The sequence below is a fragment of the Achromobacter veterisilvae genome (assembly GCF_037619525.1).
Classification (GTDB): Bacteria; Pseudomonadota; Gammaproteobacteria; order Burkholderiales; family Burkholderiaceae_B; genus Achromobacter; species Achromobacter veterisilvae.
The window spans coordinates 3,480,842-3,506,579 of record NZ_CP148753.1 but is presented as its reverse complement, the minus strand read 5'-3'; the positions used below and the strand labels follow the sequence as shown (position 1 = coordinate 3,506,579).

Sequence of the window (25,738 nt, the reverse complement as noted above, 5' to 3'; positions counted from 1 at the left end):
CTACGCCGTCCGGCGCCAGACGCTGGCCAGCCAGGGCTGCTGCTCGCGCGGCAGGCCCTGCGGCCGGTAGTAGTGTTCCAGTTCCTCGAACCCGGCGTCCGACAGCAGGCCGCGCCAGCCGTCCAGGTCGTGGTAGGCGCCGTAGCGCCCCCGGTTCCAGCCTTCCTGGTTGCCGCCGCGCGGATTGGAGCTGAACAGCACCCCGCGCGGCTTCAGCGCGGCGTGCAGTTCCCGCAATACCCGCGGCAGTTCCTGCCCGGGCACGTGGAACAGCACGGCGTTGGCGAAGACGCCATCGAACCGCTCCGCGGGCAGGGACAGTTGCAGGAAGTCCTGCTGCCAGACCTCGCAGCCGCTCGCCTGCCGCGCCATTTCGACGAAGCGCGGCGTGCCGTCCAGGCCCACTGCCCGGTGGCCGAGCGCGGTGAAGGTCTTCAGGTCGCGGCCCGGGCCGCAGCCCAGGTCCAGGATGTCGTAGGGAGGTTCGCCTTCGATGTGGCGCAGCAGCGCGGCGATGTTCTGGCCGACGTCGTGGCCGCGAGTGCCGGCCTCGAACGATTCGGCGTTTTCCTGGTAGTGCGCCAAGGTCAATGAACTGATCTTGGCCAGGTCTTCGGGGTCGAGTCTCATCAGGCGATTGTGCCTGAAATGGGGGGGTATCTGCGGTTGGTTGGTGTCAGACACCCGGGAAGAGACGCGCCAGCTTGCTCGGGCGGTTCATGGGGTGTCTGACACCTGCGTTCTATGCAGGGATGTCTGCGTGCGGTTGGTGTCAGACACCCGGGAAGAGGCGCGTCAGCCTGCGCGGGCGGCTCATGGGGTGTCTGACACCTGCGTCCTATGCGCGCAGGGGGTGTCTGACACCTTGCCGCGGCGTCAAGCCGTCAGCCGCCCTTCGATCCGGGCCTTGGTGGCGGGCAGGTCTTCCGGCAGGCCTTGTTCCAACTGGTTGAACAGCTCGTCGTGCAGGGCGAGTTCGTCCCGCCACGCGGCGGCGTCCACGGACATGACCTGTTCGAACTTGTCCGGGCTGAATTCCAGGCCGGTCCAGTCGATGTCCTGGTAGCTGGGCGAAATGCCGAACACCTGGTCCACGCCCTTGGACTGGCCGTCGATGCGGCCCAGCATCCAGCGCAGCACGCGCATGTTGTCGCCGAAGCCGGGCCAGACGAACTTGCCGTCCGGGCCCTTGCGGAACCAGTTGACGCAGTAGATGCGCGGCAGGGTGGCGCCGGCCGCTTCCAGTTGCTTGCCCAGCTTCAGCCAGTGGCTGAAGTAGTCGCTCATGTTGTAGCCGCAGAACGGCAGCATGGCGAAGGGGTCGCGGCGCACCACGCCTTGCTGGCCGGCGGCAGCGGCGGTGGTTTCCGAGCCCATGGTGGCGGCCATGTAGACGCCTTCGACCCAGTTGCGGGCCTCGGTGACCAGCGGCACGGTGGTGGAGCGGCGGCCGCCGAAGATGAAGGCGTCGATGACCACGCCCTTGGGGTTTTCCCATTCGGGGTCGATGGACGGGCATTGCGCGGCGGGCGCGGTAAAGCGCGCGTTCGGGTGCGCGGCCTTGCGGCCGGTCTCGCGCGCGATGGCGGGCGTCCAGTCCTGGCCCTGCCAGTCGATCAGGTGCGCGGGCGGCGTGTCCGTCATGCCTTCCCACCACACGTCGCCGTCGTCGGTGAGCGCCACGTTGGTGAAGATGACGTTGGCCTTGAGCGTGGCCATGGCGTTGAAGTTGGTCTGTTCGCTGGTGCCCGGCGCCACGCCGAAATAGCCGGCTTCCGGGTTGATGGCGTGCAGGCGGCCGTCGGGGCCGGGCTTGATCCAGGCGATGTCGTCGCCGATGGTGGTGACTTTCCAGCCGTCCATGCCCTGCGGCGGGATCAGCATGGCGAAGTTGGTCTTGCCGCAGGCCGAGGGGAAGGCGGCGGCCACGTGGTACTTGCGGCCCTTGGGCGAGGTCACGCCCAGGATCAGCATGTGCTCGGCCAGCCAGCCCTGGTCGCGCCCCATGGTGGAGGCGATGCGCAGCGCGAAGCATTTCTTGCCCAGCAGCGCGTTGCCGCCGTAGCCCGAGCCGTAGCTCCAGATTTCGCGGGCCTGCGGGAAATGCACGATGTACTTGGTGGGGTTGCACGGCCAGGCCACGTCGGCCTCGCCGGCGGCCAGCGGCTTGCCCACGGAATGCACGCAGGGCACGAAGTCGCCGTCGGCGCCCAGCACGTCGTAGACCTGCTTGCCCATGCGCGTCATGATGCGCATGTTCACCACCACGTAGGGGCTGTCGGAGAGTTCCACGCCGATGTGGGCGATGTCCGATCCCAGCGGGCCCATCGAGAACGGCACGACGTACAGCGTGCGGCCGCGCATGGCGCCGTCGAACAGGCCGTTGAGCGTGTCGCGCATCTCGGTGGGATCGGCCCAGTTGTTGGTCGGGCCGGCGTCTTCGGCGCGGTCGGAACAGATGAAGGTGCGGTCCTCCACCCGGGCGACGTCGGAAGGATCCGACCAGGCCAGGTAGGAATTAGGCCGCTTGGCGGGGTTCAGCCTGCGCAGGGTGCCCGACTGGACCATCTGCTCGCACAGCCGATCGTATTCTTCCTGGGAGCCGTCGCACCAGACCACGCGGTCGGGCTTGGCCAGCGCGACGAAGCTCGCCACCCAGTCGATCAGGCCGCGGTGCTTCACGTAGGCGGGCACGTTCAAGGCGGCCAATCCCCCATCCAAAGGCTTATTCATCGGGGTCATCTCCATACTAGTAAGGCTAATGGTGATACGGCCCCATTTGCATGGGGCCGTATCGGTTTTGCGCCATCATACTTGCAGCGGCCGGCAGCCCGTCAACCCATCCTCTTGGACGACATTGTCACGGGTTGAGACCGCCTACGCGTAGCTGCCGTCGCGCAGCTCCCGGCGGATGATCTTGCCGGTGGCGGTGGTCGGCAAACTGGTTACAAAGCGGATCGCGCGCGGATATTCGTGCGCCGCCAGGCGGGTGCGCACGTGCGCCTGCAAGGACTTCACCAGCGCCTCGTCGCCTTCGAAACCGTCGTTCAAGACCACGTAGGCCATCACGATTTCGGTGCGCTCGGCGTCGGGCACGCCCACCACGGCCGCCATGCGCACGGCGGGGTGGCCGATCAGGCAGTCTTCGATGGGACCCGGGCCGATGCGGTAGCCGGCGCTGGTGATCACGTCGTCGTTGCGGCCGACGAAGCGGATGAAGCCCTGTTCGTCGCGCACGCCCAGGTCGCCGGTCAGGAGGTAGTCGCCGGCGAATTTCTCGGCCGTGGCCTGCGGGTTGTTCCAGTAGCCCAGGAACATGACCGGGTCCGGCCGCAATACGCCGATATTGCCTTCCTGTCCATCGGCCACTTCGGCGCCCCGCTCATCCACAATCGCGACCCGGTGTCCGGGCGCGGCGCGGCCGATGGACCCGATGACGGGATCGAAGAGCGAGGAGCACGAGGACACCAGCATGTTGCACTCGGTCTGGCCGTAGAACTCGTTAATGGTGACGCCCAGCACTCGCCGGCCCCAGTCGATCAGTTCCGCGCCCAGCGATTCCCCGCCGCTGGCGACCGAGCGCAGCGCCAGCGCGCCGGGCCCGGGCGGCTGCGCCACGCCGCGCATCATCTTCAGCGCGGTGGGCGGCAGGAAGGTGTGCGTCACGCCATGGCGCGCCATCAGTTCGAAGGCGCCGGCGCCGTCGAATTTCTCGAAGCGGCGCGCCAGCACGGGCACGCCGTGGTGCCAGGCCGGCAGCAGGACGTCCAGCAGCCCGCCGATCCAGGCCCAGTCGGCCGGCGTCCACATCAGCGCGGCGTTCTCGGGGAAGAACTCGTGCGACATCTCGACGCCCGGCAGGTGGCCCAGCAGCACGCGGTGCGCATGCAGCGCGCCCTTGGGCTTGCCGGTGGTGCCCGAGGTATAGATGATGACCGCCGGGTCGTCGGCCGCGGTCGCGGCGGGCGCGTAGTCCTCGGACTCGGCGGCCAGCGCGGCATGGAACGGCACCGCGCCGTCCACGGATTCGTCGTCGATGCAGTACACGACCTTCAGGCCGGGCAGGCTGGCGCGGATCTCGCGCAGCTTGCGGCAGCCCGCCGCGTCGGTCACGAGCGCGGCCGCGCCGCTGTTGGCCAATCGGTACTGGATGGCGTCCACGCCGAACAGCGTGAACAGCGGCACCGCCACGGCGCCCATCTTGTAGACCGCGATGTGCGTCACCGCGGTCTCGGGCGCCTGCGGCAGGTAGATGGCCACGCGGTCGCCGCGCTGGATGCCATGGCGTTCCAGGCTGTGCGCCAGGCGGTTGGACTGCGCCTTGATCTGGTCGAAGGTGTAGCGCGACTGGACGCCGTCGCTTTTCTCGTAGATCAGCGCCAGGCGGCCGCTGCCGTCGGCCCACTTGTCGCAGGCGTCTACGCCGATGTTGTAGGCCGCCGGCACCTGCCATTGGAACTGGGACGCAAGCTGCGTGTAGGAATCGGTTCTGGACAGCATGGTTTGTCTCTAATGTCGTTCGAATCCGCCGGCGCCGGGCGCCGGCCGCGGGGAAAAAGCCCCGGCGATGAAATTGCCCGGATCGCGTGCCTTGCCACGAACTTGACCCTGGCTCAATAATAAGCCCCCTCCCCCCGTATCGCCTCCCGCCCCCGCATGGAAAAAGCCGCCACCGTCCCGATGCGCCGCCCGCCGGCCAGCGCCAAGTCCGAACAGCGCATCCGGGACATCCTGCGCGTCGCGCGCCAGGTCTTCTCCGAAACGGGATTCCAGGCGGCCACGGCCACCGAGATCGCGCAGCGGCTGGGCGTGTCCGAAGCCACGGTCTTCACCTATTTCGGCGGCAAGCGCGAGCTTTGCGTGCGGGTGATCAGCGACTGGTACGACGAAATCATCGCCAAAGTGGAAGACGACCTGCCCCGTGTGCATGGCGCGCGGGCCCAGTTGCATTACCTGGTGCACGCGCATCTGCGGCACCTGCTGGCCGAAGGGCCCGGCCTGTGCGCGTTCATCCTTTCCGAAGGACGGGCGCGCAACGATGATTTCGGCGAGGTCTACGCCGCGCTGCAGCGCCGCTACACCGCGCCGCTGATGCGCATCCTGGCCCAGGGCCAGGCCGACGGCGACATCCGGCGGGACATGCCGCTGCGCCTGCTGCGCTCGGCGGTCTACGGCCCGATGGAGCACGTGCTGTGGGACGCCATGCTGCGCGGGGCGCGGGTGGACGTGGGCGCCACCGCCGAACAACTGGTCGGCTTCCTGTGGCAGGCCCTGCAGCCGCCCGCGCAAGACGCGCTGGCGCTCGCTCAGTTCCGCGGCGAAGTGCGGGACGCCCTGCATCGCCTTCAGTCGTCGGAGAACAGGGACGGCGGCACGTACTGAGGAAAGCCGTTGTAGACCTCCCCCCGTTCGGCGGCCTGCAAGGTCCAGGAATGGCGCGCGTTGGGCACGCCGCCATCCACGCGGATGACGCTGCCGTTGATGAACGCCGCCGCCGGCGACAGCAGGAAGACCACCGCCGCGGCCAACTCGGCCTCGGTGCCGAACCGCTGCAACGGCACCTTGGTCTTCAGGTCGCGCAGCACCGCCCGGTATTCGTCGTCATAGCTGTCCATGCCGCTGGAGGCGATCCAGCCGGGTGCCACCGCGTTCACGCGCACGCCCGCGTGCGCCCATTCGCAGGCGGCCGTCTCGGTCAGGTTCCAGACGCCGGCGCGGGCCGCGCCCGAATGCCCCATGCCCGGCATGCCGCCCCAGATATCGGCCAGCATGTTGACGATGGCGCCGCCGTGCTGGCGCATGTGCTGGGTGTAGACCTCGCGTGCCATCAGGAAGGTGCCGTGCAGGTTGTTCTGGACCACCGCGTTCCAGCCGTTGAAGCTGATGCGGTCCAGCGGCGCGGGGAACTGCCCGCCCGCGCAGTTGAACAGGCCGTCGATGGCGCCGTGCCGGGCCAGCGCGTCGGCGACCGCGCCGCGCACGCCGGCCTCGTCGCGGATGTCGCAGGCGTGCACGCTGATGCGGCCGGCGGCTTCCGGGTAGATCCGCGCGATCTCCTGTTCGGCCGCCTGCAGTTTGTCCAGCTTGCGTCCCACCAGCGCCAGGCCCGCGCCCAGGGCGGCCAGTTCGTGCGCGGCGCAACGGCCCAGGCCGCTGCCCCCGCCGGTCACCATGATCGTCCTGCCCTCGAACAGGCCCGGCCGGAATACCGACGCATAGCGCTGGCCGGCGGCGGATCCGCCTGCGTGTTGTTCCATGTCTCGCTCCGTGTTTTTTTTGAGGATAACTCAATATTTACTCATCATGCATCGCCCCACGGCCGATTTCCTCCTAGAATCGCTTCATCGGTTCCCGATTTTTATTGAGCCCCAATCAAGAAGACAGGAGACCCCGCATGACGATGCAGACCCCGCTGGACGTGGCCCATGACGGCCCGGTCGCGCGCCTGACGCTGAACCGCCCCGACACGCGCAATGCCTTCGACGAAGCCCTGATCGCGGCCCTGACCGACGCGGTCCGGGCCGCGGGAGAAGATCCCGGCGTCCGCGTGCTGCTGCTGACCGGCGCGGGCAAGGCATTCTGCGCCGGCGGCGACCTGAACTGGATGCGCAAGATGGCCACGCTGACCGATGCCGAGAACCGCGCCGACGCCGCCAGGCTGGCCGGCATGCTGCATGCGATCTGGTCCTGCCCCAAGCCGGTCGTGGCCAGCGTCAACGGCGACGCCTACGCCGGCGGCATGGGGCTGCTGTCGGTCTGCGACGTCGCCATCGCCGCCGACCACGCCCATTTCTGCCTGTCGGAAACGCGGCTGGGCCTGCTGCCGGCCACCATCAGCCCCTATGTGATCCGCGCCATGGGCGAACGCGCCGCCAACCGCTACTTCCTGAGCGCCGAACGCTTCGACGCCGCCACGGCGCTGCGGCTGGGACTGTTGCACGGGACCGTGCCCCCGGACCGCCTGCGCGAAGAAACCGACGCGATCTGCCGCGCGCTGTCCGACAACGGCCCCGCCGCCGTGCAGGCCAGCAAGCGGCTGGTGCGCGACTTCGCCGGGCAGGCGATCGACGCCGCGCTCATCGCCGACACGGTGGAACGCATCGCGGCCGTGCGCAGCACGGACGAAGCCCGGGAAGGCGTCGGCGCGTTTCTGGAAAAGCGCGAGCCGGCCTGGCGAACGGCCCGCTAGGGGCGGCCGTGGCCTGGAAAAGCGCATGCCATAATCGCAGGCGCATTTTCAGGAAGTCTCATGCCCCACGCTTTCCCTCCCCTGAACGCCGAGCGCCTCTGGGCCCGCGTCGAAACCCTGTCCCGCTTCACCCTGCCCGACATGCCCTGGACGCGCCGGGCGTTCTCGCCGCTGTTCGGCGAGGCCCGCGCCTGGCTGCGCGGCGAATTCGAAGCCGCGGGCCTGTCCACCCGCCTGGACGCCGGCGGCAACCTGATCGGCACGCTGCCCGGGCGCGATCCCGCGCGCAAGCCCATCGCCACCGGTTCGCACTGCGACACCGTCATGAGCGGCGGCCGGTTCGACGGCATCATCGGCGTGCTGGCGGGCATCGAAGCGGCCCGCACGATGCGCGAACACGGCATCCAGCTTGAACACCCCTTCGAGGTCATCGACTTCCTGTCCGAAGAGCCCAGCGACTACGGCATCTCCTGCGTGGGCAGCCGCGCGCTGTGCGGCCAGTTGACCGCCGACATGCTGCAAGCCCGCAACCCCGAGGGCGAGACGCTGGCCCAGGGCATCGCCCGCATCGGCGGCGATCCGTCCGCGCTGGGCGCGCCGCTGCGCCGCGCCGGCGAGACCGCCGCCTTCGTCGAACTGCACATCGAACAGGGCCCGGTGCTGGAAAGCCGCGGCCTGCCCATCGGCGTGGTCACCAATATCGTCGGCATCCGCCGCGTGCTGATCACGGTGGAAGGCCAGCCCGACCACGCCGGCACCACGCCCATGGACATCCGCCGCGACGCGCTGGTGGGGGCCGCGCGCATCATCGACGCCGCCAGCCGCCAGGCCGGCGCCGCCAGCGGCAATCCGCACTATATGGTGGCCACGGTGGGCCGGCTGTCCATGACGCCCAACGCCGCCAACGCCGTGCCCGGCCTCGTCGAACTGACGCTCGAAATGCGCAGCGACAGCGACGCCGTGCTGGACGCCTTCCCGGAGACGCTGATGGCGGGCGTGGCGCAGGACCTGAAGGCGCTGCGCCTGACCGCGAGCTTTGCGCAACTGAGCCGCGCCCGCCCCACCGACTGTTCGCCGCTGGTGATGGACGCGGTCAAGGCCGCCGCCGACCGACTGGGCTACGCCTCCATGCGCCTGCCCAGCGGCGCGGGCCACGACGCGGTCTACATGGCGCCCACCGGCCCCATCGGCATGATCTTCATCCCCTGCCTGAACGGGCGCAGCCACTGCCCCGAGGAATGGATCGAACCGGCGCAGTTGCTGGACGGCACCCGCGTGCTGTACCAGACGGTGCTGGAGCTGGACCGGACGCTGCGCGGCGCCTGAACGCCCGCGGCATCCCTGTCCGGTCCGCGGGAATCTCCGCGCCGCGGGCGCCGCGCTGCCATAATGGGCGCCTCTTCCGCCCATCCCGCCCTCCTCCCATGGAACAGATAGAACTCAACGACAGCACCGCCGACCGCTTCCTGCTGGACGCGCCCGGCCTATCGCTGCTGGTCTTCCACAGCCGCACCTGCGGCAACTGCCGCGTCGCGCGCGAGCAGTTGCCGGGGATGGAACTGCCCGTGGAACGCGTGTGCTGGGTGGACGCGGGCGACAACGGCGGCCTGGTCGAACGCTACGAAGTCTTCCACCTGCCCGCCATGTTCGTGACCCGCGACGGCGCCTTCTTCGGCCCCGTCCAATCGACCTTGGCGGAATGGGACCTGCGCCAGCAGATCGGGCTGGCCCTGGACAGCTACCCGGCCGAACTGCCGTGAGCGCGCCCGCCCCCAGACCCCTGCGCCAGCCGCTGGACGCGCTGGCCACCGGCGGCATGCTGCTCCTGTGCGTCTGTTGGGGCTTCCAGCAGATCGCGATCAAGCTCGTGGCCGGCGACGTCTCTCCCATCATGCAGATCGGCCTGCGCTCGGCCTTCGCCGCGCTGGTGCTGGCCGCGGTCGTGTGGCGCCGCGAAGACGCGCGCGCCTTCAGCGACGGCACCGCCGTGCCGGGCCTGATCGTGGGCCTGCTGTTCGCCGGCGAATTCCTGTTCGTGGCGCTGGGGCTGGTCTACACCACCGCCTCGCACATGTCGGTGTTCCTGTACACCGCGCCCATCTTCGCGGCGCTCGGACTGCACTGGCTGCTGCCCGAAGAGCGCATGAAGCCGCTGCAGTGGATCGGCGTGGCGATCGCGTTCTGCGGCATCGCCGTGGCCTTCCTGGGCAAGGGCCAGCCCGAGGGGCACTCCGGCGCGTCCAATATGCTGCTGGGCGATGCGATGGGCCTGATCGCGGGCCTGCTGTGGGGCGCCACCACCGTGGCGATCCGCAAGACCTCGCTGTCCGAGGCCGCGCCCGCCAAGACGCTGCTCTACCAGATGGCGGTGGCGGCGGCCGGGCTGCTGGCGTACGCCGCGGCCACCGGCAATGCCGGCTTCCGCTACACGCAGGCGTCCGTGCTGAGCGTCGCGTTCCAGTGCGTGGTGGTGGCCCTGTCCAGCTATCTGGCGTGGTTCTGGCTGCTGCGCCGCTACCTGGCTTCGCGCCTGTCCATCCTGTCGTTCATGACGCCGCTGTTCGGCGTGAGCTTCGGCGTGCTCATCCTGGACGAGCCGCTGGACGCCGCCTTCGTGCTGGGCGCGGTGCTGGTGCTGGCCGGCATCACGCTCGTGAGCGGCGCCGAACTGCTGCGCGAAAAGCTCCGGCGCGCCCGCTGATCAGGCCGGGCGCCGCCCGGGCGCCGCGTCCAGGTTCAGCACGATCAGGGCCGCCCCCGCCAGCACCAGGCCGAAGCCCCACCAGTCCAGCGCGGCGGGCCGGTCGCCCACCAGCGCCATCGCGCCCAGGACCCCGACCACCGGCACCATCAGCGTGGTCAGGGTGGCCACCGTGGCGCTGACCCGTTCGCTCAGGACGAACCACAGCCAGTACGCGACCGCCGTGCCCAGGACGATGTGGAACGACAGCGCCGCCACGACGCGCCCGCTCCAGCCCTGCATGGGGAACGACTCTCCGGACACCAGCGCGCCCGCCAGGGCGCAGGCCGCCCCCACGACCAGTTGCCACGCGGTGATCACGATGCGGTGGCCGGCCACGGGCCAGCCTTTCAGGTAGACGGTGCCCGCCGCCCACCCGAACGCCGCGACCAGGGGAAAGAGCAGGCCCTTGGCGGCCGCCAGGTCATGCTCGCCGAAAACGGCGCGCAGCACCGGCCAGGCCAGGATGGCCACCCCGGCCGCGCCCAGCGCGAGCGCCACCGCGCGGCGCCGGTCCAGGCGTTCGCCCAGGACCGCCCACGCCAGCACGGCCGACATCATCGGCATGGTGAAGGTCAGCACCGCGGCGCGCGAGGTGCTGGTGCTGAGCTGCGCCCAGGCCACGGCCAGGTTGAAGACGGCCACCGCCAGGAAGCCGCCCACCACGATGCCCGGCCACGACGCGCGCGGCGGCAGCAGATCCAGCCGCTTGGCGCGGGCCAGCAGCAACAGCAGCAGCGCGCCGCTGCCCAGGCCCAGCACGCGCAGGGTGAACGGCGGGACGATGGCCAGGATGATCTTCACCGCCGGCCAGTTCAGGCCCCAGAACAGGGCCAGCGCGACGGGGATCAGGCGCACGCGGCCTTTTCCCTGGCGATCAGTTCGGCGAGCCCCTGGCGCTGCCGGCCGTCGGCGTCGAAATTGTCCGCGGCGAGCCACTGTTCGTAGGCCGCGCGCAAGGCCGGCCATTCGCCGTCCACGATGGAGAACCAGGCCGTGTCGCGGCTGCGGCCCTTGTAGACCGTAGCCTGGCGGAAGATGCCTTCGAACTCGAACCCCAGGCGGGCGGCGGCCTTGCGGGACGGCGCGTTCAGGCTGTCGCACTTCCATTCGTAGCGGCGGTAGCCGAGTTCGTCGAAGACCCGGCGCATGAGCAGGAACTGCGCCTCGGTGGCGATGCGCGTGCGCTTGAGCTGGCGGGAGAACGACACGAAACCGACCTCGATCGCGCCGTTGGGCGGGTCGATGCGCATCAGCGCCAGGGTGCCGATGGCGCGGCCCGACTGGAGATCGACGATGGCGTGGTGCATCGGATCGCCGCCGGCCTGCGCCTTTTCCGCGAAGGCGCGATAGGCGGCTTCGTCGGCGAACGGGCCGGCCGACATATAGGTCCAGTCGCTGTCGTCCGGCGCCTGGCTGAACGCCCGGTAGAGGTCCGCCGCGTGGCGTTCGGCCGACAGCGGTTCCAGCCGGCAATAGCGGCCGGACACCGGCGTCGAGGGCGGGCGCGGGCGCGCCGTCCAGCCCGGCAGGTCCGGGCCGATGGGTTGCTGAAAGGCATTGACGCGGGGTTGCATGCTGCGGGGCCTCTTCGTGGTTGGCGCGCCGCCGGCATTGGCGGACGCAATCTGCATGGCCTCACGATATCGGAATCGTGGCATCATAAAAAGCACCACGATCCCGGATTTTAATAGGGCCATGATGAACACCGCCGCCCTGCTCGCCAGCCCGCTCACCCGCGGCCCCGGCGCCCTGCCGCGCCAGCGCCAATTGATCCAGCGCCTCAAGCAGGCCATCCTGGCCGGGCAGTTGCCGGCCGGCGGCAAACTGCCCTCGTCGCGCGCCCTGGCCGAAGAACTGGAGATCTCCCGCAACACGGTGCTGATCGCCTACGAACAGCTCACGGCCGAAGGCTTCGTGATCGCCGACCGCCAGGGCACGCGGGTCGCGCCCCTGTCGGCCGCCGCCGGCGCCGCCAAGCATGCCGCGCCGCCCCCCGCCAGGGTTCCGGCCACGGCCAGGCGGCTCGCGCGCATCGTCGCCACGCGCTACGCGCACGACGGCACCCTGCCCATGACGCCCGGCACGCCGGCGCTGACGCAATTCCCGATCAACGCCTGGCGCCGCGCGCAGGACCGCGCGCTGCAGGCCGCGCCCGCCACCGCCCTGGGCTATGGCCATCCCGTGGGCGAGCCCGCCTTGCGCGAAGCCATCGCCCAGTACCTGCGCGTGTCGCGCGGCGTGCGCTGCGACGCGTCGCGCATCGTCATCACCGAGGGCGCGCAGGGCGCGCTGTCGCTCTGCGTGCAACTGCTGACCAACCCCGGCGACACCGCCTGGCTGGAAGAACCGGGCTACCGGGGCGCGAAATCCGCTTTCCACGGCGGCGACCTGGACGTGGTGGCCCTGCGGGTCGACGCGGACGGCATCGCCATCCCCGAAAGCGCCTGGCGGGACTGCCCGCCCCGGCTCATCCAGACCACGCCGTCGCACCAGTACCCCACCGGCGCGGTCCTGTCGCTGACGCGCCGGCTGGACCTGATCGAACGGGCCCGGCAGGCGGGCGCCTGGATCATCGAGGACGACTACGACAGCGAATTCCGCCACCAGGGCGAGCCCATCGCGGCCATGCAGGGCCTGGTGGCCGACGCGCCCGTGCTGTACGTCGGCACCTTCAGCAAGACCATGTTCCCCGCCCTGCGCCTGGGCTTCCTGGTGCTGCCCGAGGCCATCGCGGCGCAGGCCATGCCTTCCGTCGTCGAGATGCTGCGCGGCGGCCACCGGCTGGAACAACTGACGATGGCGGCCTTCATCGAAAACGGCCAGTTCTCGCGCCACCTCGGACGCATGCGCCGCCTGTACCGCGAACGGCAGGCCGCCCTGCGCGACGCGCTGGCCGCCCATCTGGGCATCGAGCATGAAGTGCTGGGCGGGCACAGCGGGCTGCATCTCACGGTGCGGCTGCCGCCGGCGTTTCCGGACCGGGAGATCGTGCAGCAGGCGCGCAGGATGGGCATGAACCCGGGCGCCCTGTCTTCGTTCGCCGTATCGCCCCGGCCGGAGGACAACGGCCTGGTGATCGGCTACGGCAATACAGGGGCCGACCGGTTCCCGGCGCTGGTGCGGAGGCTCCGGGAAGTGGCATTGGGGCTTAGGCGCCCCCGTAGCGCGCCATGATCAGCCAATCGGCGTGCACCGACGGCCGCGGCGCGCCCTCGGCCTCGATCGCGACCTTCCAGGTACAGCGGGCTTCGCCGGGGCCGGTCTCTATCGCCTGGGCCAATGAGAACTTGGCGAATACACGAGAACCGGACCGGACGGGCGCCGTGAAGCGGACCTTGTCGAACCCGTAGTTCAGCAGCATGGACGCGCCCGGGAAGGCGATGCAGCTCGCCTGCCAGTGCGTCAGCAGCGACAGCACGAGAAAGCCATGCGCGATGGTGTCTCCGTAAGGAGACTCCGCCGCCGCGCGCTCCCGGTCGACGTGGATCCACTGGCTGTCGCGCGTGACCAGCGCGAATCGATCGATCATGTCCTGGTCGATCAGCAGCGCCTGGGAAACGATGGGAGGCCGCCCCACAAAATCGATGAGCGACTGAAGGCAGCCGAACTGCCGGGAAGATGGTGCGGGTTCGCGGATCATGGGCTTCAGACGCGTTCGAAAATGGCGGCAATGCCCTGGCCGCCGCCAATGCACATGGTGACCAGCGCATACCGGCCGCCGATGCGGTCGAGTTCGTGCAGGGCCTTGACGGCGATGATGGCGCCGGTCGCGCCCACCGGGTGCCCCAATGCGATCCCCGAACCGTTCGGGTTGACCTTGGCCGGGTCCAGTCCAAGTTCGCGCGCAACGGCGCAAGCCTGCGCCGCGAATGCCTCGTTGGACTCGATCACATCCATATCGCTGGCCGAAAGGCCGGCCTTTTCCAGGACGGCGCGCGTAGCGGGGACCGGGCCGATGCCCATGTACCGCGGATCCACGCCCGCGTGGGCATAGGCAAGCAGCCGCGCCAGCGGCCGGACGCCGCATGCTTGCGCGCGGCCGCGCTCCATCAGCACGAGCGCGGCCGCGCCGTCGTTGATTCCCGAGGAATTGCCCGCGGTGACCGTGCCGCCTTCGGATGCGAACACGGGCTTCAGGCCGGCGAGGTCGGGCAGGCCGATGTCGGCGCGGACATGCTCATCGCGGTTGAACGCCGTGCCGCCCTTGCGGCCGGGCACGGTTATGGAAACGAGTTGCGAATCGAAGCGGCCCTCGGCGATCGCCCGCGCGGCGCGGCGATGGCTTTCCAGCGCAAGCGCATCCTGCGCCTCGCGCGTAATGCCGTACCGCTTCGCGACGTTTTCCGCCGTGACGCCCATATGAATACGATCGAACGGGTCATGCAGCGCGCCGAGCAGCGTGTCCACCATGGGCGCATCGCCCATGCGCGCGCCGAAGCGCAGCGCGTAACTGGCATAGGGCGCGCGCGACATGCTTTCGGCGCCCCCGGCCACCGCCGTCGTGCAGTCGCCGAGCAGGATGGACTGCGCCGCGGATACGACCGCCTGCAGGCCCGAGCCGCACAAGCGGTTCACATTGAAGGCCGGCGTGCTCTCGCCGCAGCCGGCCTCGATGACGGCGACGCGCGACAGATACAGGTCGCGCGGCTCGGTATTGATGACCTGGCCGAAACAAGCGTGTTCCACCTGCGCGGGATCGATACCCGCGCGCGCGATGGCGGCCTTGGCGACCTCCGCCGCAAGCGCGGTCGGCGGCAGGTCTTTCAGGCCTTTGCCAAAACTGCCGATGGGCGTGCGGACGCCGGAAAGGACTACAACTTCTCTACTTGGCATGCCTGGACCTTGGCAATCTCGTGGCGCAATTGATCGAAGCCAGTGGCGGGAACGGTTTCCTCTTCGCGGTCGGCGACTTCATCCAGACGGCCGATCAGGACGTTCGCCGACAAATCGGCGCCGTCCAGGCATATACCGCGGGTCATGGTGATGTGCGCCTGCTCGAAGCTTCCCGCGCCCGCCATCAAGATGGTCCGGTTCGGCGCGTTTTCCGCCACCAGCGCGACCAGCGCGGGGCTGACGGAGGAAGGCGTAAGCAGGGCGAGCGCGCGTTCGTCGAGCAACCCCTCGGTCATGGCCGTGGCAGCCGTGGGGGCAAGGCAGTTTACGTGCACGCCATGGCGCTCCCCTTCCAGGGCCAAGGTCTGCATCAGGCCCACCAGCGCCATCTTCGCCGCGCCGTAGTTGGCCTGGCCGAAGTTGCCATACAGGCCGGACGACGAGGTTGTCATCACGATGCGGCCATAGTTCTGGGCCCGCATGGCGTTCCACACCGCCTGCGTGCAATGCATGGCGCCCATCAGGTGGACTTCCACGACAAGCCGGAAATCCTCCAGGCTCATTTTGGCGAAGGTCTTGTCGCGCAGGATGCCTGCGTTGTTCACCAGGATATCGACACGCCCCCATCTTCCGGCAGCCGCCGCCACCATGGCCTGGACCTGCTGCGGATCCGTCACATCGGCGCCGTGCGCCAGGGCGTCCCCGCCCGCCGCGCGTATGGCGTCCACGACGGCCTGCGCCCCCGAGTCCGGCCGGCCGGCGTCCATGTCGTTGACCAGCACCTTGGCGCCGTGGCGCGCGAGTTCCAGCGCATGCGCCCGGCCCAGGCCGCGCCCGGCTCCGGTCACGATGGCGATGCGCCCTTGCAGAAGTTGTGTCATAGGTTCTCCGGGTTATCGGGATTTTCAGGATAGGGAAGGAGCGGCCGCCCGGGTTTTCGTTCGGAGGATCCCGGCGCGCTCAAGCTCGGCAATGGCCTGTTCATCCATGCCCGCGCGCGCCAGCACGGCATGCCCGCCCTCGCCCACCGCCGGAGCGCCCGCCGGGGTGGGCCCGCCGTCCTGGGCGAAGGCAAAGCCGAGCCCGTGGGTCCGCAGCTCGCGCCCGTCCTGGTGGAAACGGTGGTCGGGCAGGTTCACGCAGCCGGTGGCATCCGCCTCGTCGAGGAATTCTTCGAGCTTTCTCACCTTGGCCGCGGGCACCCCGGCCTGGCTGAGCAGTTCCTCCAGGTGCGCCGCGCTGCGGGTCGAGAACGCCTCCCGCAACTGTCCGACGACATACTCACGGTCATTGGGCACCACGAATCCATTGGGAAGGTTGAACGCTTCCAGGTCCAATGCCCGGGCGTCGCCGCACAGCGACTCGGCCCCGATGGCGGCCGTCAGTTTGCGGAATTGTTCCGGCGTATTGGCCGCGACCGCCAGCCAGCCGTCCGCGCACCGGTACGTGTCGGCCGCGGGACTGCCCGTATAGCCGCGATTGCCGACCCGGCGCGTCGGCGTGCCGTCGTTCAGGTAGGCGCAGGTGTTGGTATACATGAGCATCAGCGAGGCCTGGACCATGGAGGCGTCGATGTACTGGCCGACTCCCTCGCGAAGCCTGCGGTGCAGCGCCGAAACAATGGACAGCGCCCCCAGCATGCCCACCGCCACGTCGATCACCGGAAAGCCCACCTTGAGCGGAGGCGCGTCATCGCCTTCGCCGGACATCATCATCATCCCGGTCATGGCCTGGACCACGTGATCGTAGGCGCCGCGCTGCGACCAATCCCCTTGCTGGCCGAAACCCGAAATGGAGCAATACACGATGTCCGGCTTGATCGCCTTGATCGACGCATAGTCGAGTCCGTGCCGGGCGACCACGCCCGGCCGGAAGTTCTCGATGAACACGTCGGCCGAGGCTGCAAGAGCGCGCAGCAGATCGGCGCCTTGCCGGGTCCTGATGTCCAGCGCCAGCGACTGCTTGCCGGCGTTGAGGGCCGCGAATCCAGTGGGCGTTTCCGTGTCGGCCCCGTTCTTCATCGAACGCAGCACTTCGCCCGCCAGGGGCGGCTCCACCTTGATGACTTCGGCGCCGAGTTGCGCGAGATAAAAGGAGGCGAGAGGGCCGGCGATGACGTGCGACAAATCCAGCACGCGTATGCCGTCGAGTGGCTTGGCCATGGGTATCCTGCTGGTCAGCCGGCGGTGATGCCGGTAAGTTTGATGATTTCAGTCCATTTGCGAGCCTCGCTGCGCACGAATGCGGCGGCGGACGCCGGGCTGTCGCTTTGGATCACGCGGACGCCGGCGGCCTCGAAGCCGCGCCTGACGGCCGCGTCCTTGAGCGCCGCGGTCGCCGCGCGATAGAGCTTGTCGACCACCTCGGCGCCAGGCGTGGCAGGCAGCCAGAGACCGAACCAGAACTCCTGGACGGCCAGGTCGCTGTTCAGAATGCCGCGCAGCGGCGGAACATCGGGGAGTTCGGCCAAGGGATCGCGGCTGGTCACGGCCAGGGCGCGCAATCGGCCGCCCTGCACCTGCGGGATGGCGGTCCCCGCAATGGCGAAGGCGAAATCCGTGTCTCCGCGCAGCAGCGAGGCCGGTATCTCCACCGAGCCCTTGAACGGAACGTGGGTCGCTTCGACCCCCGCCAGCGTCGTAAAAGTGGCGCCGCCAAGGTGCGCCGCCGAGCCGATCCCGCCCGAGGCGTAATTCATCTTCCCCGGATGCGCCCGCAGGGCGGCAATGAGATCCTGCGCATTGCGGTAAGGCGAGTCGGCCGAGACGACCAGCACGCTGGGCGACGTGCCGATGACGGTGACCGGAACAAAATCCTTCTCCGGATTGAACATCAGGCTCGGTTGCAGCGCTTTCTGGATCAGGTGCGAGTTGGAGCCCAGCAGCACGGTGTAGCCATCGGCGGCGGCCTGGGCCGCATACTGCGCGGCCAGCACGCCGCCCGCCCCCACCTTGTTCTCCACCACGATCGGCTGCCCCATCGTCGCGCCGAGCGCGGGGCCGAACTGCCGCACCATGATGTCGGGGCCGCCGCCGGCGGCGTAGGGAACGACGATGCGCACGGCTCGCGAAGGATAGGCCTGCGCGGCGTTGACGATCGAATGGAACATCATGCCGGCGCCGAAGGCGCCCAGGCAGAAAGTGCGGCGTTGCATGCTGTCTCCTTGTAATGCCCGCAGAATAAGTGATCGCAGTGAATAGAAAAATTGATATATTTTGATATAGCGATAACCTAAAGTTCTATGCCTTCAAAGGAGCGGAGCGATCGAACCCGACCATCTGGTAGCGAAGCTGCGCTTTCGCCACCTGCGCATGCTGCAAGTGGTGCAGGCCACGGGCAGCCTGCGGGCCGCAAGCCAGGCGCTCAACCTCACGCAGCCGGCCCTGAGCAAGGCGCTGACGGAAATCGAGAGTGCATTCGGCTTCGTCTTGTTCCTGCGCACGGCGCGCGGTCTGACGCCCACCGCCCAGGGCGAGGCGGTGTTGCGCGGCGCCACCTTGCTATTGGAAGAACTCGGCCACCTGCGCGCCGATGCCCTGACCGCGGACCGCTTTGCGGCCAAGATCCGGATCGGCGCGCCCCCTTTTGTCGCCCAGATGTATTTGGGCGGCGTGGTCAAGAAGCTGGTGAACCATGCCACGCCGATGCGCGTGCAACTGATGGAGGAACGGGTTCCCGCCTTGATCCGCGCGCTCCAGCAGGGCGAAATCGACGCGATGATTTCCACCTTCCCTTTGCAGAGGTTGGAATCCGGCGCGGGCGCGTTTCAGTACATCAAGCTGTTTGAAACACAGTTCGCGGTCATCGCATGCGCAAAACACCCGCTGGTGCGCGCGCGGCACGTGGACTGGGCCCGCCTGGCGCGGGAACGATGGGTCATGCCGGCCGAAGGGTCGATGGGCCGCAAGCTTATCGAAGACTGTTTCACGCACGCGGGGCTGCCCGCCCCCCTGCCCGTGGTCGAATCGACCAGCCCGACGACCAGCGTCCAGTTCGTTGCCGCGGACCTGGGTATCGGCATTGTCCCGGACATCGCGCTGATCCGGCGCAGTGTGCCGCCGGGGGATTCGGTCAAGCAGATACGCGTACAGCCCGAACCGCCGTCCAGTGTCGTGGCGCTGATTTTCCGGGAAGGGGCGTCGAACCCCCGCGTCGCCCAGTTGCGGGACGCGCTGGCCGAGATATTTCGCGCAGCCTCCGTCAATTGATCAGCCCGCCCAGCACCAGGACGGCCAGGAACAGCCAGAAGAGGCATGCCAGGATGGAACGGCGCAGCAGCGCCTTGACAGCGGCCCAGAGCAGCATGAGCCCCAGGGCGAGCAGCACGAGATTGAAGACGGACGGGCTCATGCCCATTGCGCCGGCCAGGCCCGAATAGAAATCGCCCAGCGCGCCGCCGATGCCGCCCAGCAGCCACTTCAGCCCCGCGACGATGCTGCGCAGCGCTTCGCCGAGCATGCCGCCCAGCGACGCGAAGAAGCCCTCGCCGGCCGGCATCAGCGGCGCGAATCCGTCAGCATGCGCACCGCCAGTCCGGCCAGCACGGTGCCCATCAGCCAGCGCTGCACGACCATCCACAGGGGCCGCCCCGCCAGGAAGCCGGCGATGGACCCGGCCATGACGGCGATGAGCGCGTTGACGGAAAGGCTGACCGCGACCTGCGTCATGCCCAGCGCCAGCGATTGCGTGAACACGCTGCCGCGTTCGGGCTGGATGAACTGCGGCAGCAGCGACACGTACATGATGGCGATCTTGGGGTTGAGCAGATTGGTCACGAGCCCCATCGTGAACAGCGCGCGCGGGGTGCTCCGGGGCAGGTCGCGCACCTGGAACGGCGAACGGCCGCCGGGGCGCAGCGCCTGCCACGCCATGTACAGCAGATACAAGGCGCCGCCGATGCGCAGCGCGTCGTACGCATAGGGCACGGCCATCAGCAGGGCCGTGATGCCGAACGCCGCGCAGCAGACATAGAAGACGAAGCCCACCGCCACGCCGCCCAGGGATATCAGCCCGGCCTGGGCGCCCTGCGAAATGGAGCGGGACACCAGGTAGATCATGTTGGGCCCGGGCGTGAGCACCATGCCCAGCGCGACCAGGGCGAAAGTCAGGAGATGGGTGAGGTCGGGCATGATGGGCCGGCGCAGCCGCGGCAAGTGGAATCGTGAATTCACACCTTAGCCCAAAACTGTATCGGAACAGGAAATTTTCCGGCGGGAGTTTACGGCCGAGTGGCGCCGGCGATACAGTGGTTCCGTCCATGTGCAGGGAGGATCCCGACATGCAGCATCCCCAACCGTCCCCGGAAGACGGCGCCGCCATCCGGGTGGGCATCGGGGGGTGGACCTACGCCCCCTGGCGCGGCACCTTCTACCCCAAGAGCCTGCCCCAGGCGCGGGAACTGGAATATGCCAGCCGCCAGCTCACCGCCATCGAAATCAACGGCACGTACTACAGCACCCAGAAGCCGGCCACGTTCGCCAAGTGGCGCGACGAAACACCGGAAGGGTTCCTGTTTTCCCTGAAGGCGTCGCGCTACGCGACCAACCGCCGGGAACTGGCGGGCGCGAAGGACTCGGTCGACCGGTTCGTGCACGGCGGCATCGCCGAGCTGGGCCCCAAGCTGGGCCCCATCGTCTGGCAGTTCGCCCCCGCCAAGGTCTTCCACCCCGAGGACTTCGAGGCCTTCCTGGAACTGCTGCCGGAACAGGTGGACGGGCTGCCGCTGCGCCACGTGCTGGACGTGCGCCATCCCAGCTTCGCCTGCGAAGAATATCTGCGGCTGGCCCGCCGCCACCGCGCCGCCACCGTGTTCACGGACAGCGAGGATTTTCCGTCGATCGCCGACCGCACGGCCGACTTCGTGTATGCGCGGCTGATGCGCGCCAGCGCCGCCTTCAAGGCGGGCTACGCGCCCAAGGCGCTGGACGCCTGGGCCGGGCGCCTGCGCGGCTGGGCGCGCGGGGCCGACCCGGCGGACCTGCCGCGAGTCGGCGCTCCGGCCGCCGCCGCGGCCCGGCCCCGCGACGTCTATGCCTTTTTCATCAACGGCGCCAAGGAACGCGCGCCGGCGGCGGCGCGCGCCCTGATCCAGCGCCTGTAGCCTACTGCGCGACGGGCGTGCGCAGGGTCACGAACTCCTCGGCGGCCGTGGGATGGATGCCGATGGTGTCGTCGAACACCTGCTTGGTGGCGCCCGCCTTCAAGGCGATCGCGATGCCCTGCACGATCTCGCCGGCATCCGGGCCCACCATGTGCACGCCCAGCACGCGGTCGGTCCGGGCGTCGACGATCAACTTCATCAGCGTCTTTTCCTGCGACTCGGTCAGGGTCAGCTTCATGGGGCGGAAGCGGCTTTCGAAGAGCTTGACCTCATGGCCGGCTTCGCGCGCCTCTTCCGTCGTCATGCCGACCGTGCCGATGTTCGGCAGGCTGAACACGGCGGTCGGAATCAGCTTGTAGTCCACCTTGCGGTATTCCTCGGGGCGGAACAGGCGGCGCGCGACCGCCATGCCTTCGGCCAGCGCCACCGGCGTCAGCGGCACCCGCCCGATCACGTCGCCGATGGCCAGGATGGAGGGCTCGGCCGTGCGGTATTCGTCGTCCACCTCGATGAAACCATCCTTCTTGAACTTGACCGCCGTGTTCTCCAGGCCCAGGTTGTCCAGCATGGGACGGCGGCCGGTGGCGTAGAACACACAATCGGTCTCGATGACCGAACCGTCCTTGAAGGTGGCGGCCAGGGTGCCGTCGGCCCGCTTGTCGATGCGGGCCACGTCCGTGTCGAAGCGCAGGTCTATGCCTTTTTTCACCAGCTCGTCGCGCAGGTGCTCGCGCACGCCCTGGTCGAAGCCGCGCAGGAACAGCGGGCCGCGGTAGGCCTGGGTGGTCTGCGCGCCCATGCCGTTGAAGATCGAGGCGAATTCCACCGCGATATAGCCGCCGCCCACCACCAGCACGCGGCGGGGCAGTTCCTTCAGGAAGAAGGCCTCGTTCGAGGTGATGGCGTGTTCCTTGCCCGGAATGTCGGGCACCTGGGGCCAGCCGCCCGTCGCCACCAGGATATGGGCGGCGCTGTAGGCCTTGCCGTTGATTTCGACCGTGTGCGGGTCCTGGATGCGGGCATGCCCTTCCATCAGCGTCACGCCGCTGTTGACCAGCAGGTTGCGGTAGATGCCGTTCAGGCGCTCGATTTCGCGGTTCTTGTTGGCGATCAGCGCGGGCCAGTCGAACGTGGGCTGCCCGGCGTTCCAGCCGAAACCGCTCGCCTGTTCGAAGTCCTCGCTGTAGTGCGCGCCGTAGACCAGCAGCTTCTTGGGCACGCAGCCGACGTTGACGCAGGTGCCGCCCAGGTAGCGGCTTTCCGCCACGGCCACGCGCGCGCCGAAGCCCGCCGCGAAGCGCGCCGCGCGCACGCCGCCGGAGCCCGCGCCGATCACAAACAAATCGAAATCAAATGCCATGATGTTTCCTTCGCGGCGCCACGGGGGCCGCGTTCACTGTCCGGGAAAGCTGTATTTAACACTACCCGGCGCGCCCGTCCGGCCGGGCGCCGTATCCAGGCGGCCGCGATTGCGATACAGTGGGCCGCTGGCCGGCGCCGCGCCGCCATCCCCCCTGGAGCCGAACCCATGTCGCTTGAAACCTGGCTGGCCTTCCTGGGCGCGTCCGTCCTGCTCGTGATGCTGCCCGGTCCCACGATCCTCACGGTCATCAGCTATTCCCTCACCCACGGCAAGCGCGCCCGGCTGCCGCTGGTGCTTGCCGTGGCGCTGGGCGATTCCACCGCGCTGGCGCTGTCGCTGCTGGGCCTGGGCGCCCTGCTGGCGGCGTCGGCGTTCTGGTTCACCGTCGTCAAGACGGCGGGCGGCCTGTACCTGCTGTACCTGGGCTTCAAGCTGCTGCGCGCCGGCGTCTCGCCCGCTCCGCTGCCCCGGGCCGGCGCGGCGGGGTCGCGCTGGAAGCTGTTCGCCAATACCTATCTGGTGACCGCGCTGAACCCCAAGGGCATCATCTTCTTCGTGGCCTTCCTGCCGCAATTCATCGACCCCGCCGGCGACGTGACGCGCCAGCTCTGGACGCTGTCGGCCACCTTCGTCGCCTGCGCCGGCATCAACGCCACCGCCTATGCGGTGTTCGCCGGATCCGCCCGCCGCCTGCTGGCTTCGCCCCGGGCGCAGCGAGGCTTCAACCTCGGCGGCGGCGCCCTGCTGTCCGCCGCCGGGGTCTGGGCGCTGCTGGCGCGCCGCGCCTAGAACGGCCGCTACGGCAGCGCCGCGGACTCGGTCTCGGGGTCGATGCCGTAGCGGACGATGGCCTCGGCCGCCCGCTCGCGCGGGATCAGTCCGTCGTCCGCCAGCGCCTTCAGCGCCGCCAGCGCGATATGGCGGCGGTCCACCTCGAAGAAGGCGCGCAGCGCCTGCCGCGTGTCCGACCGGCCGAAACCGTCGGTGCCCAGCGCCGTGTAGCGGCGGCCCGCCATGAACGGGCGCATCTGTTCGGCCACCGTCTTCATATAGTCGGTGGCGGCCACCACCGGCCCGGCGCTATCGGCCAGGACGGTTTCCGCATAGCCGCGCCGCCTGTCCTCCAGCGGGTGCAGCCGGCTCCAGCGCTCCGCCTCCTGGCCGTCGCGGCGCAATTCCGAATAGCTGGTCACGCTCCAGACGTCGGCCGCCACGCCGAAATCCCGTTGCAGCAGATCCGCCGCCGCCAGCGTTTCGCCCAGGATGGCTCCGCTGCCCAGCAACTGCACCCGCGCCGCGCCAGCCGCGCCCTCGCGCAGGCGGTACATGCCGCGCACGATGCCGGCTTGCGCCCCCTCGGGCATCGGCGGATGCGCCGTCTTTTCGTTGATCAGCGTCAGGTAGTAGAAAACGTCCTCTTCCTCCTGGTACATGCGGCGCATGCCGTCCTGCACGATCACGGCGACCTCGTAGGCATAGGCCGGGTCGTAGGCCACGCACGAGGGGATGACGGAGGCCAGCACATGGCTGTGGCCGTCGTCGTGCTGCAGGCCCTCGCCCTCCAGCGTGGTCCGCCCCGACGTCGCGCCCAGCAGGAAGCCGCGCGCCCGGATGTCGCCGGCCGCCCACGCCAGGTCGCCCACGCGCTGGAAGCCGAACATGGAATAGAAGATGTAGAACGGAATCGTGGCCACGCCATGCGTGCTGTGGGCGGTGGCCGCGGCGATCCAGGACGACATGGCGCCCGACTCGTTGATCCCTTCCTGCAGGATCTGCCCCTCGCGGTCTTCGCGGTAGACGCTGAGCTGGTCGGCGTCCTGCGGCGTGTAGAGCTGGCCCACGTGCGAATAGATGCCCACCTGCCGGAACATGCCGTCCATGCCGAAGGTGCGCGACTCGTCCGGCACGATGGGCACCACCCGCCGGCCGATGTCCGGATCCTTCAGCAGTTGGGCCAGCACGCGCACGAACGCCATGGTGGTCGAGAACTCGCGGCCGCCGCTGCCCTTCAAGTGCGCGGCGAACGCTTCCAGCGGCGGCGTGGCAAGGGGGCCCGGGCCGGGCAGCCGCCTGGGCAGGTGGCCGCCCGCGCGGGCGATCGCGGCGTCGAAGTAGGCCTGCTCGGCGCTGCCCGGCGCCGGCTTGATATAGGGAATGCGCTCCAGTTCCCCGTCGGGCACGGGGATCGAAAAGCGGTCGCGGAACGCGCGCACGGCCGGGTCCGCCATCTTCTTCTGCTGGTGGTTGGTATTGGCCGCCTCGCCCGCCGCCCCCATGCCGTAGCCCTTGACCGTCTTGGCCAGGATCACGGTGGGCCGGCCCTCGTGCGCCACCGCCGCCGCGTAGGCCGCGTAGACCTTGGCGGGATCGTGCCCGCCGCGGTTCAGCGCGCCGATTTCGTCGTCGCTCAGGTGCGCCACGCGCGCCAGCAGCTCCGGATCGGCGCCGAAGAAATGCTCGCGCACGTACGCGCCGCCGCGCGCCTTGAACACCTGGTATTCCCCGTCCACGCACTGCATCATGCGGCGGCGCAGGCGGCCGTCGCGGTCCTGGGCCAGCAGCGCGTCCCAGCCGTCCCCCCAGATCACCTTGATGACGTTCCAGCCGGCGCCCCGATACACGCTTTCCAGTTCCTGGATGATCTTGGCGTTGCCGCGCACCGGGCCGTCCAGGCGCTGTAGATTGCAGTTCACCACGAAGATCAGGTTGTCCAGCTTTTCACGGCCGGCCATCGCCACCGCCGCCAGCGTCTCGGGCTGGTCCTGTTCGCCGTCGCCCAGGAAGCCCCACACCTTGCGCCCCTGCGCGGGAATCAGCCCGCGGTCTTCGAGATAGCGCGTGTAGCGCGCCTGGTAGGCCGCCATCAGCGGGCCCAGCCCCATCGACACCGTGGGGAACTGCCAGAACGACGGCATCGTGCGCGGATGCGGATAGGACGGCAGCCCGCCCCCGCCCGTCTCGCGCCGGAAGCGGTCCAGCTCGGCCTCCGAAACGCGCCCTTCCAGGTAGGCGCGCGCATAGATGCCGGGCGCGGAATGTCCCTGGATGTAGAGCATGTCGCCCAGGAAGCCGGGCGTGGCGGCGCGGAAGAAATGCCGGTACCCGGTTTCGTACAGCGTCGTGGCCGAGGCGTAGGTGGCGATATGCCCGCCCACGCCCGAGGTCTTGCCCGCCCGCAGCACCATGGCCATGGCGTTCCAGCGCAGATAGGCGTCCAGCCGCAGTTCGATGCCCACGTCTCCCGGAAAAGCCCCCTGCTCCGGCAATCCGATGGTGTTGACGTAGGGCGTCGCCGTCGGCGCCGCATAGCCGCCGTGGCCGGCGCGGTCCTGGTCGATCAGCCGGTCCAGCAGGTAATGCGCGCGCGGCCGTCCTTCATAGGCCAGCACGGCCTGCATGGCTTCCAGCCATTCCCGGGTTTCCTGCGGGTCGGCGTCGGCGGGGTCGATAGGGGTTTGCATGGCGTCCTCCTTGTGGGCGCGAGGACGGCATCCCGCCAGGGACGGCCGC

Annotated in this window: 24 protein-coding genes; 9 read left to right on the top strand and 15 right to left on the bottom strand. The window is 69.1% G+C overall.

The window, feature by feature from the left end; translation table 11 throughout:
• The 3 genes from WHX56_RS16320 to WHX56_RS16310 all read right to left on the bottom strand — a co-directional run bounded on the left by WHX56_RS16320 (window position 1) and on the right by WHX56_RS16310 (window position 4,500).
• Window positions 1–630 (bottom strand): class I SAM-dependent methyltransferase, encoded by a 630-nt coding sequence (locus WHX56_RS16320; protein WP_338878369.1) that lies wholly within the window; start codon window positions 628–630, stop codon window positions 1–3.
• 246 nt (window positions 631–876) lie between these two features.
• Window positions 877–2,733 carry a phosphoenolpyruvate carboxykinase (GTP) gene (locus tag WHX56_RS16315; RefSeq protein WP_338878368.1) on the bottom strand — a complete coding sequence of 619 codons (1,857 nt, stop codon included), beginning with the start codon at window positions 2,731–2,733 and terminating at the stop codon, window positions 877–879.
• Between the two features lie 144 nt (window positions 2,734–2,877).
• Window positions 2,878–4,500 (bottom strand): acyl-CoA synthetase, encoded by a 1,623-nt coding sequence (locus WHX56_RS16310; protein ID WP_129247041.1) that lies wholly within the window; start codon window positions 4,498–4,500, stop codon window positions 2,878–2,880.
• 156 nt (window positions 4,501–4,656) lie between these two features.
• Here WHX56_RS16310 and WHX56_RS16305 point away from each other — a divergent pair, with 156 nt between their 5' ends.
• Window positions 4,657–5,382, top strand: coding sequence for a TetR/AcrR family transcriptional regulator (locus tag WHX56_RS16305; protein ID WP_129247043.1), 726 nt, complete (start codon window positions 4,657–4,659; stop codon window positions 5,380–5,382).
• Here the strand turns inward: WHX56_RS16305 and WHX56_RS16300 are convergent.
• The gene (locus WHX56_RS16300) at window positions 5,346–6,257 is read right to left on the bottom strand and encodes an SDR family oxidoreductase (RefSeq protein WP_129247045.1); all 912 of its coding nucleotides are present in this window, start codon (window positions 6,255–6,257) and stop codon (window positions 5,346–5,348) included. The genes WHX56_RS16305 and WHX56_RS16300 overlap by 37 nt on opposite strands.
• Before the next feature lie 137 nt (window positions 6,258–6,394).
• Here WHX56_RS16300 and WHX56_RS16295 point away from each other — a divergent pair, with 137 nt between their 5' ends.
• From WHX56_RS16295 to WHX56_RS16280, 4 genes are all read left to right on the top strand, one after another.
• Window positions 6,395–7,189: an enoyl-CoA hydratase/isomerase family protein gene (locus WHX56_RS16295; protein WP_338878367.1), complete on the top strand. Its 795-nt coding sequence runs from the start codon at window positions 6,395–6,397 to the stop codon at window positions 7,187–7,189.
• Between the two features lie 60 nt (window positions 7,190–7,249).
• A complete protein-coding gene (locus WHX56_RS16290) occupies window positions 7,250–8,515 on the top strand; it encodes a Zn-dependent hydrolase (RefSeq protein WP_338878366.1) in 1,266 nt (421 codons plus the stop codon).
• Between the two features lie 98 nt (window positions 8,516–8,613).
• Window positions 8,614–8,949 carry a thioredoxin family protein gene (locus WHX56_RS16285; protein ID WP_338878365.1) on the top strand — a complete coding sequence of 112 codons (336 nt, stop codon included), beginning with the start codon at window positions 8,614–8,616 and terminating at the stop codon, window positions 8,947–8,949.
• A 56-nt stretch (window positions 8,950–9,005) separates the two neighbouring features.
• Complete coding sequence (locus WHX56_RS16280; RefSeq protein ID WP_338881787.1) at window positions 9,006–9,890, top strand: DMT family transporter; 885 nt, start codon at window positions 9,006–9,008, stop codon at window positions 9,888–9,890.
• Here the strand turns inward: WHX56_RS16280 and WHX56_RS16275 are convergent, their stop codons facing one another.
• Window positions 9,891–10,787, bottom strand: a complete 897-nt coding sequence (locus WHX56_RS16275) for a DMT family transporter (RefSeq protein WP_338878364.1) — start codon at window positions 10,785–10,787, stop codon at window positions 9,891–9,893. It lies immediately after the preceding gene.
• On the bottom strand, window positions 10,778–11,506 hold the full coding sequence (locus tag WHX56_RS16270) for a GNAT family N-acetyltransferase (RefSeq protein ID WP_129246404.1): 729 nt from the start codon (window positions 11,504–11,506) through the stop codon (window positions 10,778–10,780). The genes WHX56_RS16275 and WHX56_RS16270 overlap by 10 nt, the downstream gene beginning before the upstream one ends.
• Window positions 11,507–11,630: 124 nt before the next feature.
• Between WHX56_RS16270 and WHX56_RS16265 the strand changes: the two genes are divergently transcribed.
• Window positions 11,631–13,106: a PLP-dependent aminotransferase family protein gene (locus WHX56_RS16265; RefSeq protein WP_129246455.1), complete on the top strand. Its 1,476-nt coding sequence runs from the start codon at window positions 11,631–11,633 to the stop codon at window positions 13,104–13,106.
• On the opposite strand, the gene WHX56_RS16260 is transcribed toward WHX56_RS16265, so the two are convergent.
• From WHX56_RS16260 to WHX56_RS16240, 5 genes are read right to left on the bottom strand one after another with little or no spacing between them, the layout of a single operon-like run.
• Entirely contained in the window at window positions 13,081–13,572 is a 492-nt protein-coding gene (locus WHX56_RS16260; protein ID WP_338878363.1) for a MaoC family dehydratase, read from the bottom strand. The genes WHX56_RS16265 and WHX56_RS16260 overlap by 26 nt on opposite strands.
• Before the next feature lie 5 nt (window positions 13,573–13,577).
• Window positions 13,578–14,765: an acetyl-CoA C-acyltransferase family protein gene (locus tag WHX56_RS16255; protein ID WP_338878362.1), complete on the bottom strand. Its 1,188-nt coding sequence runs from the start codon at window positions 14,763–14,765 to the stop codon at window positions 13,578–13,580.
• Window positions 14,744–15,646 (bottom strand): SDR family NAD(P)-dependent oxidoreductase, encoded by a 903-nt coding sequence (locus tag WHX56_RS16250; protein WP_129246410.1) that lies wholly within the window; start codon window positions 15,644–15,646, stop codon window positions 14,744–14,746. The genes WHX56_RS16255 and WHX56_RS16250 overlap by 22 nt, the downstream gene beginning before the upstream one ends.
• Before the next feature lie 24 nt (window positions 15,647–15,670).
• Window positions 15,671–16,927, bottom strand: coding sequence for a CoA transferase (locus WHX56_RS16245; protein ID WP_338878361.1), 1,257 nt, complete (start codon window positions 16,925–16,927; stop codon window positions 15,671–15,673).
• Between the two features lie 14 nt (window positions 16,928–16,941).
• Window positions 16,942–17,919 carry a Bug family tripartite tricarboxylate transporter substrate binding protein gene (locus tag WHX56_RS16240; RefSeq protein ID WP_338878360.1) on the bottom strand — a complete coding sequence of 326 codons (978 nt, stop codon included), beginning with the start codon at window positions 17,917–17,919 and terminating at the stop codon, window positions 16,942–16,944.
• A 109-nt stretch (window positions 17,920–18,028) separates the two neighbouring features.
• Between WHX56_RS16240 and WHX56_RS16235 the strand changes: the two genes are divergently transcribed.
• Window positions 18,029–18,973: a LysR family transcriptional regulator gene (locus WHX56_RS16235; protein ID WP_338881786.1), complete on the top strand. Its 945-nt coding sequence runs from the start codon at window positions 18,029–18,031 to the stop codon at window positions 18,971–18,973.
• On the opposite strand, the gene WHX56_RS16230 is transcribed toward WHX56_RS16235, so the two are convergent.
• Both WHX56_RS16230 and WHX56_RS16225 read right to left on the bottom strand, forming a co-directional pair.
• Window positions 18,966–19,262: a hypothetical protein gene (locus WHX56_RS16230; RefSeq protein WP_129246418.1), complete on the bottom strand. Its 297-nt coding sequence runs from the start codon at window positions 19,260–19,262 to the stop codon at window positions 18,966–18,968. The two genes, WHX56_RS16235 and WHX56_RS16230, sit on opposite strands and share 8 nt — an antisense overlap.
• Window positions 19,262–19,894, bottom strand: coding sequence for a LysE family translocator (locus WHX56_RS16225; RefSeq protein ID WP_338881785.1), 633 nt, complete (start codon window positions 19,892–19,894; stop codon window positions 19,262–19,264). Before WHX56_RS16225 ends, WHX56_RS16230 begins: the two co-directional genes overlap by 1 nt.
• 149 nt (window positions 19,895–20,043) lie before the next feature.
• On the opposite strand from WHX56_RS16225, the gene WHX56_RS16220 reads away from it, so the two are divergent.
• Window positions 20,044–20,865, top strand: coding sequence for a DUF72 domain-containing protein (locus WHX56_RS16220; RefSeq protein WP_129246420.1), 822 nt, complete (start codon window positions 20,044–20,046; stop codon window positions 20,863–20,865).
• Window position 20,866: 1 nt separating this feature from the next.
• On the opposite strand, the gene gorA is transcribed toward WHX56_RS16220, so the two are convergent.
• Complete coding sequence (gene gorA, locus WHX56_RS16215) at window positions 20,867–22,225, bottom strand: glutathione-disulfide reductase (RefSeq protein ID WP_338878359.1); 1,359 nt, start codon at window positions 22,223–22,225, stop codon at window positions 20,867–20,869.
• A gap of 168 nt (window positions 22,226–22,393) precedes the next feature.
• Here gorA and WHX56_RS16210 point away from each other — a divergent pair, with 168 nt between their 5' ends.
• Window positions 22,394–23,017: a LysE family translocator gene (locus WHX56_RS16210; RefSeq protein ID WP_129246424.1), complete on the top strand. Its 624-nt coding sequence runs from the start codon at window positions 22,394–22,396 to the stop codon at window positions 23,015–23,017.
• 8 nt (window positions 23,018–23,025) lie between these two features.
• Here WHX56_RS16210 and aceE read toward each other — a convergent pair whose 3' ends face one another.
• Entirely contained in the window at window positions 23,026–25,689 is a 2,664-nt protein-coding gene (aceE, locus tag WHX56_RS16205; protein ID WP_338878358.1) for a pyruvate dehydrogenase (acetyl-transferring), homodimeric type, read from the bottom strand.
• Window positions 25,690–25,738: the final 49 nt, after the last annotated feature.

What these genes read in the sequence shown, in the direction of transcription:
- WHX56_RS16320 (WP_338878369.1), bottom strand. Translation starts at nt 630, where the DNA reads ATGAGACTCGACCCCGAAGACCTGGCCAAGATCAGTTCATTGACCTTG.
- WHX56_RS16315 (WP_338878368.1), bottom strand. Translation starts at nt 2,733, where the DNA reads ATGAATAAGCCTTTGGATGGGGGATTGGCCGCCTTGAACGTGCCCGCC.
- WHX56_RS16310 (WP_129247041.1), bottom strand. Translation starts at nt 4,500, where the DNA reads ATGCTGTCCAGAACCGATTCCTACACGCAGCTTGCGTCCCAGTTCCAA.
- WHX56_RS16305 (WP_129247043.1), top strand. Translation starts at nt 4,657, where the DNA reads ATGGAAAAAGCCGCCACCGTCCCGATGCGCCGCCCGCCGGCCAGCGCC.
- WHX56_RS16300 (WP_129247045.1), bottom strand. Translation starts at nt 6,257, where the DNA reads ATGGAACAACACGCAGGCGGATCCGCCGCCGGCCAGCGCTATGCGTCG.
- WHX56_RS16295 (WP_338878367.1), top strand. Translation starts at nt 6,395, where the DNA reads ATGACGATGCAGACCCCGCTGGACGTGGCCCATGACGGCCCGGTCGCG.
- WHX56_RS16290 (WP_338878366.1), top strand. Translation starts at nt 7,250, where the DNA reads ATGCCCCACGCTTTCCCTCCCCTGAACGCCGAGCGCCTCTGGGCCCGC.
- WHX56_RS16285 (WP_338878365.1), top strand. Translation starts at nt 8,614, where the DNA reads ATGGAACAGATAGAACTCAACGACAGCACCGCCGACCGCTTCCTGCTG.
- WHX56_RS16280 (WP_338881787.1), top strand. Translation starts at nt 9,006, where the DNA reads ATGCTGCTCCTGTGCGTCTGTTGGGGCTTCCAGCAGATCGCGATCAAG.
- WHX56_RS16270 (WP_129246404.1), bottom strand. Translation starts at nt 11,506, where the DNA reads ATGCAACCCCGCGTCAATGCCTTTCAGCAACCCATCGGCCCGGACCTG.
- WHX56_RS16265 (WP_129246455.1), top strand. Translation starts at nt 11,631, where the DNA reads ATGAACACCGCCGCCCTGCTCGCCAGCCCGCTCACCCGCGGCCCCGGC.
- WHX56_RS16260 (WP_338878363.1), bottom strand. Translation starts at nt 13,572, where the DNA reads ATGATCCGCGAACCCGCACCATCTTCCCGGCAGTTCGGCTGCCTTCAG.
- WHX56_RS16255 (WP_338878362.1), bottom strand. Translation starts at nt 14,765, where the DNA reads ATGCCAAGTAGAGAAGTTGTAGTCCTTTCCGGCGTCCGCACGCCCATC.
- WHX56_RS16250 (WP_129246410.1), bottom strand. Translation starts at nt 15,646, where the DNA reads ATGACACAACTTCTGCAAGGGCGCATCGCCATCGTGACCGGAGCCGGG.
- WHX56_RS16245 (WP_338878361.1), bottom strand. Translation starts at nt 16,927, where the DNA reads ATGGCCAAGCCACTCGACGGCATACGCGTGCTGGATTTGTCGCACGTC.
- WHX56_RS16240 (WP_338878360.1), bottom strand. Translation starts at nt 17,919, where the DNA reads ATGCAACGCCGCACTTTCTGCCTGGGCGCCTTCGGCGCCGGCATGATG.
- WHX56_RS16230 (WP_129246418.1), bottom strand. Translation starts at nt 19,262, where the DNA reads ATGCCGGCCGGCGAGGGCTTCTTCGCGTCGCTGGGCGGCATGCTCGGC.
- WHX56_RS16225 (WP_338881785.1), bottom strand. Translation starts at nt 19,894, where the DNA reads ATGCCCGACCTCACCCATCTCCTGACTTTCGCCCTGGTCGCGCTGGGC.
- WHX56_RS16220 (WP_129246420.1), top strand. Translation starts at nt 20,044, where the DNA reads ATGCAGCATCCCCAACCGTCCCCGGAAGACGGCGCCGCCATCCGGGTG.
- gorA (WP_338878359.1), bottom strand. Translation starts at nt 22,225, where the DNA reads ATGGCATTTGATTTCGATTTGTTTGTGATCGGCGCGGGCTCCGGCGGC.
- WHX56_RS16210 (WP_129246424.1), top strand. Translation starts at nt 22,394, where the DNA reads ATGTCGCTTGAAACCTGGCTGGCCTTCCTGGGCGCGTCCGTCCTGCTC.
- aceE (WP_338878358.1), bottom strand. Translation starts at nt 25,689, where the DNA reads ATGCAAACCCCTATCGACCCCGCCGACGCCGACCCGCAGGAAACCCGG.